General features: G+C 59.5%; 21 protein-coding genes and 1 pseudogene. 14 read left to right on the top strand and 8 right to left on the bottom strand.

Annotation, left to right across the window (positions count from 1 at the left end):
• Window positions 1-6 precede the first annotated feature (6 nt).
• The 13 genes from WNY37_RS09515 to WNY37_RS09455 all read left to right on the top strand — a co-directional run bounded on the left by WNY37_RS09515 (window position 7) and on the right by WNY37_RS09455 (window position 12,114).
• Window positions 7-507 carry a DUF411 domain-containing protein gene (locus WNY37_RS09515; protein ID WP_034798655.1) on the top strand — a complete coding sequence of 167 codons (501 nt, stop codon included), beginning with the start codon at window positions 7-9 and terminating at the stop codon, window positions 505-507.
• Window positions 504-1,847 carry an APC family permease gene (locus tag WNY37_RS09510; RefSeq protein ID WP_034798653.1) on the top strand — a complete coding sequence of 448 codons (1,344 nt, stop codon included), beginning with the start codon at window positions 504-506 and terminating at the stop codon, window positions 1,845-1,847. The genes WNY37_RS09515 and WNY37_RS09510 overlap by 4 nt, the downstream gene beginning before the upstream one ends.
• Window positions 1,844-2,293 carry an ion channel gene (locus WNY37_RS09505; protein WP_034798652.1) on the top strand — a complete coding sequence of 150 codons (450 nt, stop codon included), beginning with the start codon at window positions 1,844-1,846 and terminating at the stop codon, window positions 2,291-2,293. Before WNY37_RS09510 ends, WNY37_RS09505 begins: the two co-directional genes overlap by 4 nt.
• Before the next feature lie 78 nt (window positions 2,294-2,371).
• Window positions 2,372-2,926, top strand: coding sequence for a DUF305 domain-containing protein (locus WNY37_RS09500; RefSeq protein WP_034798811.1), 555 nt, complete (start codon window positions 2,372-2,374; stop codon window positions 2,924-2,926).
• Window positions 2,927-3,011: 85 nt separating this feature from the next.
• Window positions 3,012-3,554, top strand: coding sequence for a rhodanese-like domain-containing protein (locus WNY37_RS09495; protein WP_241765236.1), 543 nt, complete (start codon window positions 3,012-3,014; stop codon window positions 3,552-3,554).
• Window positions 3,555-3,660: 106 nt separating this feature from the next.
• Window positions 3,661-3,936, top strand: coding sequence for a metal-sensitive transcriptional regulator (locus WNY37_RS09490; protein WP_034798806.1), 276 nt, complete (start codon window positions 3,661-3,663; stop codon window positions 3,934-3,936).
• 56 nt (window positions 3,937-3,992) lie between these two features.
• Window positions 3,993-4,409 (top strand): hypothetical protein, encoded by a 417-nt coding sequence (locus WNY37_RS09485; protein WP_198019773.1) that lies wholly within the window; start codon window positions 3,993-3,995, stop codon window positions 4,407-4,409.
• A 72-nt stretch (window positions 4,410-4,481) separates the two neighbouring features.
• The gene (locus tag WNY37_RS09480) at window positions 4,482-5,696 is read left to right on the top strand and encodes a TolC family protein (protein ID WP_034798650.1); all 1,215 of its coding nucleotides are present in this window, start codon (window positions 4,482-4,484) and stop codon (window positions 5,694-5,696) included.
• Window positions 5,693-7,555, top strand: a complete 1,863-nt coding sequence (locus WNY37_RS09475) for an efflux RND transporter periplasmic adaptor subunit (protein WP_034798649.1) — start codon at window positions 5,693-5,695, stop codon at window positions 7,553-7,555. The genes WNY37_RS09480 and WNY37_RS09475 overlap by 4 nt, the downstream gene beginning before the upstream one ends.
• Window positions 7,548-10,763, top strand: coding sequence for a CusA/CzcA family heavy metal efflux RND transporter (locus WNY37_RS09470; RefSeq protein WP_034798648.1), 3,216 nt, complete (start codon window positions 7,548-7,550; stop codon window positions 10,761-10,763). Before WNY37_RS09475 ends, WNY37_RS09470 begins: the two co-directional genes overlap by 8 nt.
• Entirely contained in the window at window positions 10,760-10,975 is a 216-nt protein-coding gene (locus WNY37_RS09465) for a hypothetical protein (RefSeq protein WP_034798647.1), read from the top strand. Before WNY37_RS09470 ends, WNY37_RS09465 begins: the two co-directional genes overlap by 4 nt.
• Window positions 10,976-11,069: 94 nt before the next feature.
• Window positions 11,070-11,570 (top strand): copper-binding protein, encoded by a 501-nt coding sequence (locus WNY37_RS09460; RefSeq protein WP_013301491.1) that lies wholly within the window; start codon window positions 11,070-11,072, stop codon window positions 11,568-11,570.
• Window positions 11,551-12,114 (top strand): copper-binding protein, encoded by a 564-nt coding sequence (locus tag WNY37_RS09455; RefSeq protein WP_241765235.1) that lies wholly within the window; start codon window positions 11,551-11,553, stop codon window positions 12,112-12,114. Before WNY37_RS09460 ends, WNY37_RS09455 begins: the two co-directional genes overlap by 20 nt.
• Window positions 12,115-12,184: 70 nt before the next feature.
• On the opposite strand, the gene WNY37_RS09450 is transcribed toward WNY37_RS09455, so the two are convergent.
• From WNY37_RS09450 to WNY37_RS09430, 5 genes are all read right to left on the bottom strand, one after another.
• The gene (locus tag WNY37_RS09450) at window positions 12,185-12,523 is read right to left on the bottom strand and encodes a YnfA family protein (protein ID WP_013301493.1); all 339 of its coding nucleotides are present in this window, start codon (window positions 12,521-12,523) and stop codon (window positions 12,185-12,187) included.
• Between the two features lie 60 nt (window positions 12,524-12,583).
• On the bottom strand, window positions 12,584-14,035 hold the full coding sequence (gene merA, locus WNY37_RS09445) for a mercury(II) reductase (RefSeq protein ID WP_034798644.1): 1,452 nt from the start codon (window positions 14,033-14,035) through the stop codon (window positions 12,584-12,586).
• On the bottom strand, window positions 13,992-14,294 hold the full coding sequence (locus tag WNY37_RS09440) for an FAD-dependent oxidoreductase (protein ID WP_256434990.1): 303 nt from the start codon (window positions 14,292-14,294) through the stop codon (window positions 13,992-13,994). The genes merA and WNY37_RS09440 overlap by 44 nt, the downstream gene beginning before the upstream one ends.
• A 175-nt stretch (window positions 14,295-14,469) precedes the next feature.
• Complete coding sequence (locus tag WNY37_RS09435; protein ID WP_034798642.1) at window positions 14,470-14,793, bottom strand: heavy metal-associated domain-containing protein; 324 nt, start codon at window positions 14,791-14,793, stop codon at window positions 14,470-14,472.
• A gap of 14 nt (window positions 14,794-14,807) precedes the next feature.
• The gene (locus WNY37_RS09430; RefSeq protein WP_034798640.1) at window positions 14,808-15,182 is read right to left on the bottom strand and encodes a mercuric transporter MerT family protein; all 375 of its coding nucleotides are present in this window, start codon (window positions 15,180-15,182) and stop codon (window positions 14,808-14,810) included.
• Window positions 15,183-15,262: 80 nt separating this feature from the next.
• Here WNY37_RS09430 and WNY37_RS09425 point away from each other — a divergent pair, with 80 nt between their 5' ends.
• Window positions 15,263-15,679 (top strand): helix-turn-helix domain-containing protein, encoded by a 417-nt coding sequence (locus WNY37_RS09425; protein ID WP_034798637.1) that lies wholly within the window; start codon window positions 15,263-15,265, stop codon window positions 15,677-15,679.
• 9 nt (window positions 15,680-15,688) lie between these two features.
• Here WNY37_RS09425 and WNY37_RS09420 read toward each other — a convergent pair.
• From WNY37_RS09420 to WNY37_RS09410, 3 genes and pseudogenes are all read right to left on the bottom strand, one after another.
• Window positions 15,689-16,118, bottom strand: a pseudogene (locus tag WNY37_RS09420) (cation transporter); the annotation flags it as partial.
• Window positions 16,119-16,166: 48 nt separating this feature from the next.
• On the bottom strand, window positions 16,167-16,415 hold the full coding sequence (locus tag WNY37_RS09415; protein WP_034798633.1) for a hypothetical protein: 249 nt from the start codon (window positions 16,413-16,415) through the stop codon (window positions 16,167-16,169).
• Window positions 16,399-19,512 (bottom strand): CusA/CzcA family heavy metal efflux RND transporter, encoded by a 3,114-nt coding sequence (locus WNY37_RS09410; RefSeq protein ID WP_034798630.1) that lies wholly within the window; start codon window positions 19,510-19,512, stop codon window positions 16,399-16,401. The genes WNY37_RS09415 and WNY37_RS09410 overlap by 17 nt, the downstream gene beginning before the upstream one ends.
• Window positions 19,513-19,521: the final 9 nt, after the last annotated feature.

The raw sequence follows: 19,521 nt of genomic DNA, 5'->3' as shown, positions 1-19,521 counted from the left end.
ACAGACATGTCCAGACCACTTGCTATGAGCGCGCTCGGTGCGCTGATGATTGCAGCCCTGATAGCGGGTATGATGCTCTTCTCCGCGTCACCCACAGCCAACGCGCAAACAGTCACTGTACACAAGACGCCATGGTGCGGTTGCTGCGCCGCCTGGGTGGACCACCTGCATGACGAGGGTTTCGACGTCATCGTGAAAGAGGAAGAGGACCTGACACCCATTCGGTCACGGCTTGGTGTTCGGGATGAACTGATGAGTTGCCATACCGCAGAAGTCGCCGGATATGTCGTTGAAGGTCACGTTCCCGCTCGGGAAATACGACGCTTGCTCGAAGAAAAGCCTGACGTCAACGGCGTCTCGGTGCCCGGCATGCCGCAAGGCTCTCCCGGCATGGAAACACCGAACGCGCCAGATCGGTATGATGTCATCATCTTCTCTGGAGAGGATGCCAGGACATATGCCTCCTATCGGGGAACGCAATTGGTCTCCGAACCGGCAAGACCATGAGTGAGGATGACTACAAGCAAGGGTCACTGACGCTGGCGGGCACCGTCGCCATGGGGACGGGCGTGATGATCGGTGCCGGCATCTTTGCCCTGACCGGTCAGGTCGCTGAATTTGCAGGCGACCTGTTTCCGCTCGCCTTCCTCACGGCAGCCATCATCAGCGGCTTCAGCGCCTATTCCTATATCAAGGTCTCCAACAAGTATCCGAGCGCCGGCGGCATCGCGATGATACTCCAACGCGCTTACGGCCCGTCTACCGTGACTGGAAGCGCAGCCCTGCTGATGGCGTTCTCGATGATCATCAATGAAAGCCTGGTCGCCCGCACGTTCGGTGCGTACACGCTGCAGCTGTTTGGCGTCGAGGGCGGCATATTCGTCCCCTTGCTGGCAATCGGACTGATTATCCTGGCTTTCGTGATAAATATTGCCGGTAATCAGGTGATCGGCGGCGTATCGAAGGTCACGGCTATTCTCAAGATTGGTGGCATACTGATTTTCGCGCTTATTGCGATCTGGGCTGCCGGATTCAGCTTCCAGCCAGCAGCAGACGGTTTCGCTGACAGCACATCTGCCGGTGGGTTCCTGGCCGGCGTCGCGCTCGCCATCCTGGCCTATAAGGGATTCACCACCATCACGAACAGTGGCGACGAGGTGAAGGAACCGACCCGCAATGTCGGGCGGGCCATCATGATCTCGCTTGCGATCTGCACTTTCATCTATCTCCTTGTCTGTTTCGCTGTCGGATCAACCCTCACTGTCTCGGAGATTGTTGCGGCGAAGGACTATGCTCTCGCCGAAGCGGCCCGGCCAGCACTTGGAAACTATGGATTGTGGTTCACAGTAACGATTGCGATCATCGCGACAGCTTCAGGCCTGCTTGCCAGCTTGTTTGCCGTCTCTCGCATGCTCGCCATGCTGACCGACATGAACCTGATTCCGCATAGACATTTCGGCATGCCCGGAACGGTACAGCGTCATACGCTCGTCTATACGGTTGTGGCTGCCGGATTGCTCGCGGCTTTCTTCGATCTCAGTCGCATCGCTTCGCTTGGCGCAATCTTCTATCTGGTCATGGATATCATCATCCATTGGGGCGTCTTCCGGCATTTGAGACGGGATGTCGGCGCCGCACCCGCAATCCTTATCTGTGCGATGGCACTCGATGCCGTCGTCCTGATCGCCTTCATCGCCCTGAAGTGGCAAGCCGATCCAGTCATCATCATGATCGCGGCTTTCGGCATGGCTGCAGTCTTTTTATTCGAGCATTTCTTCCTGAAACGTCTTCGCGACAATCCTCCCGCAGAGGAGTCCGGAAACGACCAGCACAAAGCCCATTCATGATCATCGCAACCTTGATCGGACTGCTCACTTTTGTGCTGGCAAGCACAGTGCATTATCTCGCACTGGCGCATCTGCACCGACGCCTGAACCATGAAGCGCGTTCAGGTCTCCCGATCGTTGTTTCGGGTATCATTGGTGCAGGCCTGGCGCACCTCGCTGAGGCAGCGCTCTATGCAACCAGCTTTACGCTACTGGATGCCTTTGACTTGGGTGGTTTCAAGGGCGGCGAAGCGGACGGGTTCATGGACATATTCTATTTCTCCCTCGTCAACTACACATCGCTTGGGCTGGGCGATATCTATCCAACCGGACATTCGCGGTTCCTGGCGGGACTGGAATCACTCAATGGTTTCCTGCTGATTTCGTGCTCGGCATCCTTCATTTTCCTCCTGATGCGAAACCAAATGGATGGTCCAACTTCGGGCGGAATTCAAAAATCGGATTAACTCGGAACCTGTTCACACACTTCTCCGTTAGTCGTGGAAATACCCCACCACTGTATAAGGAGGATGTTGAAAGTGGATATGAAGAACAGTTATTGGCGGTTTGGAGCAATGATCATCACATCGGTGATCGTGATGTTTGGACTGATGTACCTCAACACCTATGCGTGGGAGCATGTTCGCTGGAGCGAAACGCGCTTCTACATGGCCTTCATCATGGGCGCCGCGATGGCCGTCGTGATGCTGAGCTTCATGCTCAACATGTACAAGGACAGCCGGATCAATTTCGGCATTTTCATTGGCGCTGCGGTCGTGTTCGTCCTGGCCCTCTGGCTGGTGCGCAGCCAGAGCACTGTCGACGACCGGTCCTACATGAAAGCGATGATCCCCCACCACTCCATTGCCATCATGACAAGTGAACGCGCCGGCATCGAGGATGTCCGCGTGCGCGAGCTTGCCGACGAGATCATCACGGCACAGCGCCGCGAGATCAAGGAAATGGAATGGCTGATTTCGGACATCGCGGAGAATGGCCCGGCATCGACGGAAAGCGAGGCGGCGAGCCGCCCCGTTCCTCCCTTTGAAGGCACGCTCAACCCAGACGACGCTGCCGGGGCAGCCATCGCCGAGGACTGACGCGCCTTCCACGTCCAGTCAGACCCATTCGATCCCGAAAAGGAGCGAAACAGAATGAGACTCCAAAAGATCAAGGCACAGGGCCTTGCCCACCTTTCCTATTTCCTTAGTGCCGATGGTGAAGCTGCGGTCATCGATCCGCGGCGCCTTCGCGGGCTGGTTGCTGCCAGGCGACAAACCGGTGCTGCTGGTAGCACGCGATGACGACCAGGCGGTCGATGCGGCCACCACGCTTCAGCGGATCGGCTTCGACAATGTGAGCGGATTTGTCAGCGGCGCCATGCCCGTGGCGGTCCAGAACGGCCCGCTCGACACACTCGACTTCGTCGATACCGAAACCGTCGCCGCGCGCGTAGACAACCCGCCGGCTGGCTGGACCCTGCTCGATGTCCGGGCCATCGACGAATATGAGAGCGGCCATATCAAGGACAGCAAGCACGCTTATGTCGGCAAGCTGCCTGATGCGGCCAGTGACCTCGACCCGGACAAACCGGTCACGACCATGTGCGGGAGCGGTGCACGTGCCACGATTGCCGCCTCGCAGCTTCTGCGGAAGAGGTTCTCGAACGTCGATGTCTATATCGGCTCGATGAAGGCGTGGAGCGCAGCTGGAAATGCCATTGAGTGATGACTGTCAGTCCATCTTGGGCTGAACCTTTCGTTTCTGACGCATAAAGAGACTGGAAATTGCTTCACGAGGTCCCCATATGGATACCCTGTATGGGGTATTTGCCATGAAGACTGAAACCAAAGAGGCCGCGACCCGGAGGCTTGCCCGCATCGAGGGACAAGTGCGCGGCATCACGAAGATGGTGTCCGACGATCGGTATTGTATTGATGTCATTCGTCAGGTGCAGGCTGTGAAGGCCGCGCTTGTCGGCCTCGAGGCCGTTATCCTGGATGACCATATCGCAACGTGTGTGGATCATGCCCTGACCGGAAGCAATGTCGATGACCGGCGTGAAAAGGTCGAGGAACTTGTTGCTGTGCTTGGTGGCCGCAAGAAGTAGCGGCCTCACAGTTTGTTGAAATGAAAGTTTTAATCTTTTCACGTATTTGAACAATGATGCAGTTTGTGACCCGCCTCCTGACACTGTTTGCCGCTGCCTTCATGGCGGCTCATCCGGTCATGGCGTGTCCATTGATGGTCGGGGCCTCCGAAACCGCGCCGACTGAAATGAGCAGCAATCATCCCTGTCATGACATGGCGATGGAAGCCATGGCCGACACCGGGCATACAGATCAGGCGTCATCGTCTGATTGCCCCGCGGGATACGACTGTGCACCCATGCTTATCCAGGCGCACAGTGACGCCAATCCAGTTGCACCTGTTGCGAATGTAGACGCAGAATTTGCTGCGGTTCTCGCTAACCCACCAAAGGCATTCCTGCCAGAGCGCGAAACACTAAAGACCGGGCCTCCACCTCGGCTGGATATCGTCCAGCACACGCCAATATCGCTAAAGCAGCGCTTCCTGAATTGAGAGCGATGACCTGCGGCTGCCACAGCAGCCCGTCGTCATCGTCTCACACAATTCAGAAGAGCCTGTTTTATCATGCCCCACATTTCGAGAATGCTGCTGGTCGCAGCGTTTGCCGCTGTGCCCCTGGCGGCGGTTGCCAGCGCTCAGAGCTTTGCCGAGCTTGAAGCCCGTCTCGAGGCCCATCCAAGCCTCTCCGCTCTCGGTTACGATGCCGAAGCCGACCGGGAGCGTGCTGTCGCCTCAACCGCACTCCCGGACCCCGTCGTATCCCTCGGGATCAACAACATTCCGATTTTCGATCCCTCATTCGACAGTTACTTGCCGACCAATAAAGCCGTTGGTATCCGGCAACAATTTCCGAGCTTCGCGGGCCGTGAAGCCCGCGCCGGTGAAGCCCGGGCGATGTCAGCACAGACCGAGGCGGTTCGCGATGCCCGTTATGCGGCCTTGCGCGCCGAACTCATCGCTTTTCTCGCTGACAAGACTAGACTGACCAGGCAGAGATCCCTCGCCGAAGCGCGAAACGCCAAATATGACGAGCTTGTCGACATTGTCGAGGCCGAGATCGACGCGGGCCGCCCGGCCGTCTATCGCCTTGCCGAAATTGAAAGCGAACGGGCAGAAGTTTCCCGGACGCTTGTTGATCTTGATCGGCAGGAAGCCGAGACCGATGCGCGCCTGATCGAACTCGTCGGACTGGTCCCTTCAACTGGCCTCCCTCCCCTGACTGAAAGAGACTGGTCCGGCGCAGCGCTTGAGTTCCATACCGTACGCATTGCCGACGCGGCCGTCCGCGTTACCGATTACGGTATCGACGAGGCCCGCGCGGCCTGGAAGCCAGAATGGGGGGCTCAGCTCACTTATCAACAGCGCGATGAAGGCGCGATGTTCGCGGGGGATGACTGGGTCTCCGGTATGGTGACTTTTACGGTTCCGCTCTGGGCCGAAAGGAAGCAGGCACCGAACTTGCGCGCCGCAAAGGCTGAGCGGGCCGGCGCCGAGCAACGCTACCAGGCTGCCGCACGGAATGCGGCGGCCCAGTATGCGTCCCGGGACGCCATTATCCGCGCGACCGATGCCAGTATCGACGTCCTGCAGGTCAAGATCGCTGCCGTCGAAGACGAAGTCGAGGCCCAGTTGATTACCTATGAATCCGGTGTTGGCGGCTATGCGCCGATCATTGACGGCGAGATCGCCATTCTCAAACTCCGGGCGGAAATCGAAGCTGAAACGGCCCGCAAGGCCGCTGCGATCGCACGCCTGAATGCCCTCCTGGTGACACAATGAAAAAGACATTCCTGATAATGGGCACCGCATCTGCCGCCCTCTTGCTCGCCGCATGCGGCGCACCGGGCGGATCACCGGGCGGCCAGGGTGAAAAACCGAACGCCTCGAGCGAGACGCAACGATACACCTGCCCCATGCACCCTCACTATATTTCGACCGATCCGGACGGCACCTGCCCGATCTGCGGCATGGACCTGGTGCCTGCCGACAAGGCCCAGGAACCAACGAGCTCAGCAGGCGAAATCCTTTACTACAAGCATCCCATGGGCAAGCCGGACACCTCGCCCGTTCCGAAAAAGGATTCCATGGGCATGGATTACATCCCGGTTTATGCCGATGGCACCGGATCGGGCGTGGCCGTCTCGCCGGAAATGATCCAGACCATGGGGATCCGGACAGCACCTGCCGAGACCGGGGATTTCAGCCGTGTACTGAGAGCCTTCGGCACGGTCGAGACCAATGAACGGCTCGAAAATGTTACCGTCTCGCGGCTAGAAGGCTGGATTGAGAATCTGGCGGTCAATGCCGAGGGCGACACCGTCCGCCCCGGCAGTCTCCTCTACCGGATCTACAGTCCGGACCTGATCGCCGCGCAGAAAGATTATCTGAACTCGTTCAAGATCGGCAACGAAGCGCGCATCGCGTCGGTTCGCCAACGCCTGCGCTCCCTTGGCATGCAGAATGCGGCCATCGACCGGCTGACCGAAACCCGCCAGGTCATTGAACGTGTTCCGGTTTACGCAGAAGCCGGCGGCACGGTTGCCGAGCTTCAGATCCGCAATGGCGACTATGTCAAACCCGGTACACCCATACTGCGCCTGCAATCCTATGCCGATGTCTGGGTCATTGCCTCTGTGCCGGAGAGCGACCTGCCGCTGGTGCAGGCAGGCATGCCGGCCGAACTCGATTTTCCGAGCGCGCCCGATGCCCCCGGCAAAGGCCAGGTCGACTATATCTATCCGACAATCGACCCGAAAACCCGTACAGCCGACGTCCGGATCGAAGTGGACAATGTGTCGGGCTATCTTCGCCCGGGCGCCTATGCGGACATAAGGCTGAATATCGGCGGCCGACCGCGTCTTTCGGTTCCGAGTGAAGCCATTCTACTTGGTAGCGAGGGCGCCCGTGTCGTCATCGCCGAGGGCAATGGCCGCTTCTCCGGACGCGCCGTGCAAACCGGCATTTCGGCCAATGGCCGGACCGAAATCCTGTCGGGTCTGGAAAGCGGCGACATGGTCGTCGCCAGCGGGCAGTTCCTGCTCGATAGCGAAGCCAACCTGAAAGAAGGCCTTGCCAAGCTGGAAGCTCCAGATGCGAGTGCGGCCAGTCCGGAAACACCGCTCTCCGATATACCGGTGGACAGTAAAGCCCTCGCCGAAATCGATCACTTCACTGACATGGCGCTCTACTTCCACGAGGCCCTGACAGACGGGTATGACATCGATCCGCTATTCGTGGACCCCGCCCTCGCCCTGGTGCCTGTGCTGCGGGACCGTTACGCGAACACGAAACTGGCACCGGTCATGGATGCTACGCAAACCGCTCTCGCCGCCGCGCAGGACGCCACGGACCGCGAAGACCTTGCCACACAACTCTCAGACCTGGTCGAGGCCTTGAAACCCTGGCTGCTGGAAGGCGCACCTCAGCATTACAGCGAGGCTGGTCTGGTGCTCTACCGGGACACCGCAACGGGCCGGTACTGGCTGCAGGAAGAAGCCAAACCGGCCAATCCGTACAGCGCAGATGGAGCTGAACGGATTGACTGGCCCAACCCGATGGCCGGCATGTCGATGACGACCAATGACGGCGAGACTGGCGCTGACCAGGCCCCTGGGCATTCGGGGGACGGTCATGACTGAACGAAACGACAGAGACCTCGCGGGGCAAGACCCCTCCAGATCATGGGTGGCAAAGCTGATCTCCTGGTCGGTTTCCAACCAGCTCATCGTCCTCATGCTCGCCGCTGCACTGGCTGTGACCGGGTGGATGGCGATCCAGCGCACGCCGCTCGATGCAGTGCCGGACCTGACAGATACCCAGGTCATTATTCGTACCGATTTTCCGGGCCAGAGCCCGCAGATTGTCGAGGACCTCGTCACCTATCCACTATCGACGAACCTTCTCGGTCTGCCGAAGACCAAGGATGTGCGCGGCTCCTCAATGTTCGGCACCAGTTTTGTCTATGTCATATTTGACGATGATGTTGACCTCTACTGGGCCCGCTCGCGCGTGCTCGAAGCCTTGTCCCGGCTGGGGTCTGAACTCCCGGAAGGCGCCGTACCGCAGATAGGACCGGATGCGACCGGCGTTGGCTGGGTCTATCAGTATGCCTTGGTCGACAAGACCGGCAAGACCGATCTCGCCGAGCTGCGTTCACTCCAGGACTGGTTCCTGAAACTCGAACTGGCCGGTGTGGAGGGGGTCTCTGAAGTCGCCTCGGTCGGCGGTTTTGTCAGGGAATACCAGGTTCTCCTCGATCCCAATCGCCTGAGAAGTTACGACCTGTCGATCACCCGTATCCGTGACGCGGTCCGCGCAGCCTCAAGCGAAGTCGGTGGCCGCGTGCTCGAACAGGGCGAAACGGAATATGTCATCCGCTCATCAGGCTATGTCGATGAGAAGCTTGATCTCGAACAGGTCGTGGTCAAGGCAGAGGATGGCACCCCCGTCCAGCTGAGCCATGTCGCCCGGATTGTCGAAGGCCCGGCCCTCCGGCGCGGCATTGTCGAACTCAATGGCGAAGGCGAAACGGTGTCCGGCATCGTGGTGATGCGCGATGGCGAGAATGCGCTGTCGGTGATCGAACGTGTGAAGGAGAAACTTGATAGTCTCCAGCGCGGCCTGCCGGAAGGTGTCGAGATTGTCACTGTGTATGACCGCGCGCCACTCATCGAGGGTTCGGTCGATTATCTGAAAGACAAGCTGATCGAGGAAGGCATCGCGGTTGCGCTCGTCATCCTGATCTTCCTCCTCCATGTAAGGTCATCTCTGGTTGCCATCATCACCTTGCCGCTCGGAGTGCTCGGCGCGTTCCTGATCATGTCCTGGCAAGGTGTCACAGCGAACATCATGTCACTTGGCGGGATCGCCATCGCGATCGGCGCCATGGTCGACGCCTCGATTGTGCTTGTCGAGAATGCCAGCCGGAAACTGGCGGATCTGGGACCGAAACCCGATCCGAGCGTGCGCCGCCAGGCGCTGGTCGAGTCGGCTCAGGAAGTCGGCCCCGGCATATTCTTTTCACTCCTCATCATCACGGTCTCCTTCCTGCCGGTCTTTGCCCTGACCGGTCAGAGCTTCAGGCTCTTCAGTCCTCTCGCCTATACCAAGACCTATGCGATGGCCTTCGCGGCCATTCTGTCGGTGACACTTGTCCCGGTTCTGATGCTGTACCTGATGCGGGGTCGGTTCCGGCGCGAGGAAGCCAATCCCCTGAACGCCTTCTTCGTCTGGGCCTACAAACCGCTGCTCCATCTAGCCCTGAGGTTCAAATGGATCACGGTCGCCCTTGCGCTCGCGCTGACGGCCAGTGTCATCGTGCCGGTCCAGAGGATCGGCTCGGAATTCATGCCGGCCCTTTATGAAGGCGAGCTCCTCTACATGCCGACCACCCTGCCCGGCGTGTCATCCACCAAGATGCGGGAGATTCTTGGCCAGACAAACCGCGTCATCAAGACCGTGCCAGAAGTCGATCGTGTCTTCGGCAAGGCCGGGCGCGCCGATACCGCAACCGATCCAGCGCCACTCACCATGATCGAAACATGGATCAAGCTGAAACCGAAGGAGGATTGGCGGCCAGGTGTGACGGTCGAGGACATCACCGATGAGCTCGATGCCAAGCTGCAAATGCCCGGCCTCGTGAATTCATGGGGCTATCCGATCAAGATTCGCATGGACATGGTTTCAACAGGTGTGCGCACGCCCATTGGCATCAAGGTTACCGGCGATGATCTGACAGAGATTGAGACCATTGCCCGGGACATAGAAGCGGCCATTTCGGACGTACCCGGAACGCGCTCGGCCTTCGCCGACAGGGTCATGGGCGGAAAATATCTCGAGATCACGCCGGATAGGGGCGAACTCGCCCGGCGGAATATCGACATGGCAGCCTTCCAGTCCGTGATCCAAACCGCCCTGGGCGGCATGACGCTCTCCCAGTCTGTCGAGGGCCGGGAACGCTATGACATCATCCTGCGCTATGATCGGCCATTTCGTGAGAGTGCCACAGACCTGGAAGAGATACTCGTGCCCGCCCCGTCCGGCGCCCATATCCCTCTCAGCGAACTGGCGGACATTTCCTATGCGGAAGGCCCGCCAATGATCCGATCGGAAAATGCCAGGCTGACTGGCTGGGTTTTCGTCGACATCGCGGACCGGGACATGGGCAGCTATGTTGCAGACGCCAGACAGGTGATTGCCAACGCCGTCGACCTGCCTGCGGGATATGCGGTGGAGTTCTCCGGACAGTATGAACAGATGCAGGAAGCGAATGCGCGGCTGAAAATCGCCATTCCAGCTGCGATTGCACTGATCTTCCTGCTGCTGATGCTACATTTCGGCCGGCTCGACCGGACCCTGATCATCATGGCCAGCCTGCCATTCGGCCTGGTCGGCGGAATGTGGGCCGTCTGGCTGGCAGGCTACAATCTGTCAGTTGCCGTCGCGGTCGGTTTCATCGCCCTGGGCGGCATCGCTGTCGAGACGGCCGTCGTGATGCTGCTCTATATCGACGCGGAAGTCCGAAAGGCGAACCCGTCTGACAGGAGCCAGCTTTTCGCAGCTGTCAGCAAGGGCGCGGCCATGCGCGTCAGGCCGAAGTTGATGACGGTCACGACCATTTTTGCAGGTCTTGCCCCGATCTTCCTGACCGACGGCCTCGGATCGGACGTCATGCGCCGGATTGCCCTGCCCATGCTTGGCGGCATGGCCTCAACCCTCATCCTCTCCCTGATCGTGATCCCGGCCATCTACTACATCCGGGTCGGGCTGCAGATTCCATCAGATTTACCCCGGGCCGAACCGGATAACCGGGCCGGCTCATTCACCCCCGAAGGAGAAAAACCATGACGAGACACCTGTTGAAAATTCAGCTTTTGTTTCCACTGCTTCTGAGTGGCGCCATGCTGCCGGCGGCCGCGCAGGATCGCTCATCAGGCAGAATGATGATCGACGGCGGCATGATGGGTGGCGGCCTGTTCGGCACGGTGTTCATGCTGCTTGCTGTGCTCCTCCTCCTGCTCGGGATCGCTGCCCTCATCAAATATCTGAGGTCGAAATAATAGTCCCGTGTCCATCCACCCTATTCCCCCGTCCCGGCGCGCATCGGGGGCCTCTGTTGAAAGCCGCGCCTGACAATCAAAAAGGAAGAAAACGATGAAAACCCTCGTCAGAAAGACAGCAGTCACAGGCGCAATCCTCGGACTGGCCCTGATTGGTCCGGCGCTCGCCCAGGAGGCCGGCATGAAAATGGACAGCATGAAAGACATGGACATGTCCGGCATGAGCTGCTGCGGCGACATGGCGCCCGGCTTTGGCGTCATTAACGGCGTCGATCTGGATGCCCGAACCGTCAATATTTCACACGATCCGATCAAGAAGATCGGCTGGGGTGAAATGACAATGGACTTCGAGGTCGGCGGAATGGTTGCGCTCGACAAATTCGAGAATGGCGACAACGTCCATTTCATGCTCAAGCAGGACGACAGCGACAATTATGATATCGCCATGATGATGCCGATCGGCGGCGATCCGGATGCTTTCAAACTATCCATGATGTCGATGATGAAAGGCAAAGGCATGATGGACTGCAACATGGGCGGACACGGATCCATGTCCGGCATGTCAGGCAAGGATCATGACGACACCGATCACTAGCCGGTCCTCTGTTTCAAGCAAAAAATTCGTAAATCAGGTTCCGGCCGCGTTCCGCGGCCGGAATGCCTGCGTCTCCCGATTAGTTCACCAGGAAATCCCAATGACTCAAAGAATTCTGATTACCGCCTTCTTGTTAGGTTCCGTTTCCCTGACAGCCTGCAGTGACCCCGAAAGCCGAACGCCGCCAGCATCCGGCCCTGCGGACCAGACCAGGCCTGAACCGTTCGAACAGGCAGATGAAGCTATGCCCGGCGATACTGGACGGGCCACGGGCAGGATCACATCCCTTGATCGCGACGACGGCCGGGTCACCATCGACCATGGCCCTTTCGAAGGCATCGCCATGGGCGCGATGACCATGAGTTTCGCTTTAATGGGCGATGTTGAGCTGACTGACCTCTCTGAAGGCGATGACGTGATCTTCCAGGTCAAACGGGGCCGGGACGGTTCTCATCGCATCATGGAAATTTGCAGCATTCCCGCGAATGGCCGCGACTGCCCGGACCAAGAAACGATTTATCCGGACAACCCTCCAGATCAGTAAGGCGGCATACTCCGGCACTGTCCCCGATCGAGCTAAAGGGAAGACGATAAAGACCCGTTTCGCCATAGCGTCAAACTGGCATGCGCGGACCAAAAAGAATAACCGCAGCCCCGATCAGACAGGTTACAACCCCTATCAGATCCCAGCGGTCGGGACGAATCCCCTCAATGGTCCATAGCCAGATGAGCGAGGAAGTTATGTAAACCCCACCATAGGCGGCATAGGCGCGCCCGGCTGCAGACGCTTCCACCAGTGTCAGCAGCCAAGCGAATACAACAAGGGATATCATCCCCGGAACCAGCCAGAAAGCGGACTTTCCAAGCCGCAGCCAGGCCCAGAATGCAAAACAACCGGCAATTTCGGCGGTTGCCGCGCCAGCATAGATCAACAACGTCGCGCGAATATCCATGGCTGGGACGTTTCCTGATCTGGCTGGACTGGCGAGGCCCCGTTGCGGTTAAAATTGGTTTCAGCCTGCGCAGCATGAAAGCTTCGCCACGTCCTTGTCGAACGTCTGTGCCGCCAATTTCAACCCTTCAACAGTTGTCAGGTATGGAAAAATTGTCTCGCCAAGCGCCTTGCTCGTCATGCCGAACTTCAACGCCATAGCCAGCGTCTGAATCGCATCAGACCCTTCGGGCGCCGCGATCTGTCCGCCCAGGAGGCGGTCGGTCTTCGCATCCGCGACCAGCTTGATGACGCCGCGGGTATCGCGGGCGGCGGCGGCGCGTGCCACGTGGTCCAGCGTCAGCACGCTGGCCTTGACGTCATGACCGGCTGCCTTCGCCTGCACCTCGGAAAGGCCGACGCCGGCGACCTGCGGATCGGTGAACACGACCCAGGGCATGGCCCCATTGTCATAGCGCAAATCCTGAAGCCCGAGCGCATTGTTGGCCGCCACCTTGGCCCCATAAGCGGCCATGTAGACGAACTGGTCGCGATCGGTGACATCACCCGCTGCCCAGACGCCAGGCCGCGTTGTGGCCATGTCGGCTCCGACCTTGATCGATCCACGCGCATCGGTCTCGATGCCGAACTCGCGCAAGCCGAGGTCTTCGGAATTGGCCACCCGGCCTGTGGTGGCCACAAGCCGCTGCGCGGAGAGGGTCACAGGCTTTCCACCCCGTTCGATTGTCAGCGTGACGCCGCCGTCACTCCGTCTCACCGATCGGTAGGACAGGCTGGTCTCGACCGCGACACCCTCAGCCTTCAACGCGTCGGTCAACGCCTTGGCCACTTCCGGTTCCACGCCGGGCAGAAGGCGCGAACGCGTGACCAGTGTAACCTTGACGCCCAGCCGCGACGCCATCTGCGCCAGTTCACAGCCAATATAGCCGCCGCCCAGTACCAGGATGCTTTCGGGCTGATCGGGCAGGCTGAGAAGGTCCCAGGAATCGAGCGCCTCCACGGTCTCGATCCCGTCAATTTCCGGCAAGAAAGGGCGCGAGCCGGTGGCGATTAGAACCTTCGGTGCAGCGATGATCCGCCCGCCGACCTCAATCCCGCCTTCGATCAGGCGTGCGGCACCTTTCTCAATATAGGTGATATTCTCATAGGAAGGCAGCAAATCGATATATTTTTTCTGGCGCATCTCGTCGACCAGTTCGGCCGTCCCCTTGACGACCGCTGACCAGTCCACGCTCTGCGCACAGGGCTCAATGCCCGGAAACCGTGCCGCCGCTGTACCAGCATGCACCGCTTCACCGGCCCGTATCATCGCCTTGGACGGCACGCAGCCGACATTGACGCAGGTGCCGCCGATGGTGCCATGTCCAACCATGGCCACGCGCCTGCCGGCCTCGGCCGCGCTAATCGAAGCCGAAAACCCGGCCGAGCCAGCACCTATGACGATGAGGTCATAGCTGTCGTCGCCGTTTTTATTGACGGAGCAGCAATCGCCTGTCTTTACGGTTTGATTCATTATTTCTTCCTTGGCTTGTGACCAGGCATGGCGACGCGGCCTCGATCAAGTATTCAAAATCACACCATCGACCCGATGTCGGAGGCGTGGCCGGGATCAGGTTGGGGCCGCTGTCGCCGCATTCGCCTGCGGCGAAGACCGCGGGATCGCTCGTACGCATCGATGTGTTCACCTGGATGCCCCGCCGAGTGCACTCGGCGCAGGCAGCTTCAAGGTTCAGCCTGTCCATTTTTGGTACCCGGCCGGGGCTGAGGCACATGCTCATTGATGCAAAACAAGAAGGTGTCGCAATGACGGTACCGGCCAGACCCGTTATCAGCAGTTTTCGGTCAGTCCATTTTGACATCAAAGTGAAAGCCTTGTGTGAAAATCTGACGATGTATGCGAACATCGACTGGCAGGTGCCTCATCAGGATATTCCAGATGCTGCGTGTTCAACCGTCCGTAACGCTTGCCGGGTATCCTACATCGGTTGAAGCCGCAGCGATCAGCTCAGGCGTTGTCGCCGCCGTATCGTAAACCACCTCTGCGGTCCTGGCCGCATAATCGATATCGACAGATTTAACGCCCTCGACACGCATCATCGCTTTCCTGACAGCAATCGGACATGTCGCGCAGGTCATGTTTCCGATCGTAAAACGGGCTGTCGCCTGTTCGACCTCCACCGAGGCATCCGGAGCATTCTGCGCGCCGGCGACTGCGAGCCCCCCCGCGAGTGCCAGACCTGCCAGTCCGGCGATCATCCATGTGCGTTTCATACTTGTCTCCCTGGCTAGTAAAATAACGGTGCCCATACATCGATGGTCAAGGCCGCCAGCACGACAAGCGCGCCGCTCCACAGGGCGACCTGCTTGACGACTGACGACTGCAAACGGGCGCAATAGCTACCATCCTCGCAGACACTGGTTTTTCGAAAATAGACATCCCAGAACCCAGCCGCGAGAAATCCGATCGCGACCAGAAGAAAAAGGGGCTTGTAGGGTTCCAGCGCCGTCAACTGGCCAATCCACGCTCCGGAAACACCGAGACTGATCAGCACAAGCGGCACGATGCAGCAGGATGATGCAAGGAATGCCCCCAGCGTGCCACCGGCAACAAGCCACCTTGAGCGACGCTCATTTGCTGGGCTGTTTTCCGTACCTGCCATGACCAGCTGTTCCCATTGCTTTATTGATCATGATCACGTTACGCTCTGTAGTTGGTACAGACACAAGTGGGTATTTCATCATGGCCATCACATCGCCGCGAGCAGCACTCAAACGGGCTGAACTGGCCGGGCGGCTCGGCTGCAATCTTGAAACGATCCGCTATTATGAAAAGATCGAATTGCTGCCCGAACCAGCCCGCACGGCAAGTGGCCACCGGCTGTATTCGAATGAAGATCAGGTACGACTGCGTTTCATATTGCGAGCCCGCAGCCTCGGCTTCTCCGTGGAAGATGTACGCTCGCTACTTGGCATCAATGATGGCAGGCCGAGCTGCGCGGAGGTCAGGGCGCTGGCAGAAGCACATCGGGGCGATATCCGTAAACGCATCGCCGATCTGAAGCAGATGGATCGACGGCTCGGCGAGATCATGGCTGGTTGCACCGGCGCTGAAACACCCGATTGCGCACTCACCGACAAACTGTTCGAAGATAGCTGACAAAAGGGGCTCCTGCATCTGCCGGAGATGCAATTGATGGACATCCACGACACCATCACCGCTCCGCATCGCCTCAATGACGGCACCGTTGTCAATGTCCGGCGGACTACCTAGCCACAACATGTGGATCGCCCGCCGATTTCGCGGAACGACAGGCAGAGAATGTTACCGCGATACCAATCGTCACGAACGGATCGAACAGTTTTCAGTCATAGATGAGGATGAGCGCGTCGCCCGCAACCACGGCTACAGATGCGAGTGCGTCGGACAGATTGTGAAGGAGGAGCGCCCGGATATTCACGCTCCCATTCTGCACCGAATAGATCAGGAGGGCTGTAAGCTCTGCAATGACCAGCGCAACACCGCCAAGAATAACGATCATCCAGCCACCAACGGCGGGCGGATCAGTGATTCGTATGACACTCTTATTGACCAGATGGCAATGGAGACCCGACGATCATCGCTCGCGGGATCAAGATCGTCATGATCATGTGCGTGGCTCAGGATCGGCCTCCTCTTCCAGCACCTTGCGCTTGCAATCGAGATACGCGCGTCGCCGCGCGTGTACCGCGTTTTTTACACGGCTCTTTGGTGGTATCAGGCCGCATTCCTCCTGCACCTTGGCCGCCTGCTCACTTGAAAGGGCCCCCATCACGTTGTCGAGACTCTCGCAGCCGGCCAGGGCTGCGAGAGAAACGGACATGACCGCGAAGCGAAGTTCACGATGGATGAACATGCTCGGCCTCCAACAAGGAATGGTGCGCGTCGGGCTTTGGTGCGAACCAGCGGTGAAGGGCGGGTAGCACCAGCAAAGTTAGCACGGTCGAGGAGACCAGCCCGCCCATGACCACCGTGGCCAGTGGCCGCTGCACTTCAGCACCGACACCACTTGCGAAGAGCAGCGGCGCAAGGCCGAGCGCCGTCGTAAGGGCGGTCATCAGCACAGGACGTGCCCGCAAGCCTGCCGCCTCGACGGCAAGTTCATCGCGACCACGGCCCTCCCTGGCAAAATCATCCATGAAACTGACCAGCACCATGCCATTGCCGAGCGCGATACCGAACAGGGCAATAAAGCCGACCGTCGCAGGCACCGAGATCGGCAGGCCTGCAATCCAGAGCGCCATCGCCCCGCCGGTCAGCGCCAGCGGAATGTTGAGCAGGATCAGGATGGCCGATTTCATGCGCCCGAACGTCAATAGCAGGATCAGGAATACGATACCGAGCGTGATCGGGATCACGACCGCGAACCGCGCATTCGCTTCCTGCTGGAGTTCGAACTGTCCGCCCCATTCGACGCGATAACCAGCCGGCAGGTCGAGCTGGCTGGCGACCGATTGCTGCGCATCAGCGACATAGCTGCCAATATCGCGTCCTCTCACATTGAGCTGAACGGTGATGAATCGCTCACCATTCTCGCGCGTGATCTGACGTGGACCGACAATCTCCCTGATGTTTGCCACGCTTTCGAGTGGAACCCGTGCGCCGCTGGACGATTCCAGAATAATCCGTCCGATGGCCGCGGGCGTGTTGCGGTCCTCTTCGGCATAGCGCACGATGACAGGGAACTGACGTACCCCCTCGAAAACGGCACCAGCCTCTGCCCCGCCGACGCCGGAACGCAAGGCATCGAGCGCCTCCTCCACGCTCAGTCCATACCGGCCGAGCGCAGGACGGTTGAGCGAGACCACAAGCTGCGGCGCGCCGGTGATCTGATCGGCCTGGACGTCGGTCGCCCCTGGAACCTCCTGAAGAATGGACTGCAAGTCCTGCGAGCCTTCGAGCAGGACCGCCGTATCCGGACCGAAGATCTTGACCGCCAGTTGCGCCTTTGTGCCGGTCAGGAGCTCATCAACCGACATGGCGATTGGCTGGCCAACATTGACCCTGACGCCTGGAAAGCCGCCGAGATTCTCGGAGATCGACGCCCGGAGTTCATCCGGGCTGATGCCAGTGCGCCATTCGCTTCGGGGTTTGAGCGCCACGAAGGCCTCGATACTGTTGACCGGGTCGGCATGCGCGCCGACTTCCCCACGACCGATCCGGCTGACAATGGAACTGATCTCGGGGAAGGCTTCAAGCAGTCTTGCCTCGATGCGGGTCGACGTTTCCTTTGCTTCGGTTAGCGAGATGGACGGCGCCATCGTCACACGCAACAGGACATCGCCTTCCTCCAGCGCAGGCGTGAACTCCGAGCCAAGGCGTGTCGCTGAGAGGCCCCCAACCAGAAGCAGGACGCCTGCTAGCCCGACCGCCGCGAGACGTCGCCGGACGAAGAAGGCCGCAAGCGGCTTGATCAGCGAAACAAGCCGGCTGTCGCTCTCCTGGCTATTGCTCTTGGGCGGACGCATGAGGCCGAGCGCCATCGCCGGAGCGATGAGCGCGGCATAGATCAGCGACCCTGTCATGGCGAGCGCGGCAGAAGCGGCGAGCGGCCGAAACGTCTTGCCTTCAGTGCCCTGTAGCGAAAAGAGCGGCAGGAAGACAATGATCACCACGAGGACGGCAGCAATCAGCGGCGCGATCACTTCGGCGCTCGCTCGCGCGACCGTCGTGCGGCTATCTTCACCCTCGCGTCGTTCGCGCAAGCCGCGATCCACGTTCTCGGCGATGACGATGGCGCCGTCGACCATCATCCCGATGGCGATCGCCACCCCGCCCAGCGTCATCAGATTGGCCCCGATGCCGAGGAATTTCATCGCGATGAAGGCAAAGCCGACCGAGAAGGGTATGGCCATGACAACCACGAGGCTTGGACGCCAGCCGCCGAGGAACAGGAAGACGATGACCGCGACCAGGAGCGCGCCCTGCCAGAGGGCGGTCGTCACGGTCGCGGCTGCCTTATTCACCAGCGCGCCCTGATCATAATACGGAACGGCTTTGACACCGTCGGGAAGCGACAGGTTGATCTCGTCGAAGCGCGCTTGCGCGTTCTCGATCACCTCAGACGTGTTTGTGCCATAAAGTTTCAGGACGAGACCGGCGACGGTCTCCCCTTCGCCATTGGCAGTTGCGAGCCCCTGCCGGACGCCGCCACCTATCGCGACTTCACCGAGGTCGCTGACGCGGACGGTTCGTCCATCCACGGTCTTGACCGGCGTTTCACGCAGATCATCGAGGGAGCGAGCGAGCCCGACCCCGCGCACTGTGTACTGTTCGGCGCCAATTTCGATGAATTGCGCGCCGGCCGTCCGATTGGCGCTCTCCAGGGCGGCAATCACCTCGCCGACGCTGAGGTCATAGGATGTCAGCTGATCGGGATCGAGGCGGACCTGGTACTGCTTCTCGAACCCCCCTAGTGACAGAACCTCCGTCACCCCTTCAACCGACTGAAGCGGATACTTGATCATCCAGTCGGCAATCTCGCGCAGCTCAACCAGCGACCGCTCGCCGGTCTCATCGACGAGCCGGTAGTACATGATGATACCAAGGCCGGTCGAAATCGGCCCCATCTTGGGTGTGCCGAAACCGTCGGGAATGGCGTCGGCGGCCTCGCCGAGGCGCTCGCCGACGACCTGGCGGGCAAAATAGACGTCCGTGCCGTCCTCGAAATAGATATTGATGACAGACAGGCCAAAATTGGATGTCGAGCGGATCTCGTCGACCTTGGGCAGGCCGGACATGGCCGTCTCGATCGGATAGGTGACATAGCGTTCGACCTCTTCGGGCGACAGGCCTTCAGTTTCGGTGAAGACTTGGACCAGAGAAGGTGAGGGATCGGGAAAAGCGTCGACAGGCAGGCTGCGAAAGGCAAACAGCCCCCCGATCGACAGGGCGAGTGCGGCAATGGCGGCAAGCAGCCGGCCACCCGCAAGGCGGTGCATCAAATTGATCATTTTGCGGGT

The sequence above is a fragment of the Henriciella sp. AS95 genome (genome assembly GCF_038900055.1).
Classification (GTDB): Bacteria; Pseudomonadota; Alphaproteobacteria; order Caulobacterales; family Hyphomonadaceae; genus Henriciella.
The sequence above is the reverse complement of the archived record's forward strand: the minus strand, read 5'-3'. Positions and strand labels throughout refer to the sequence as shown.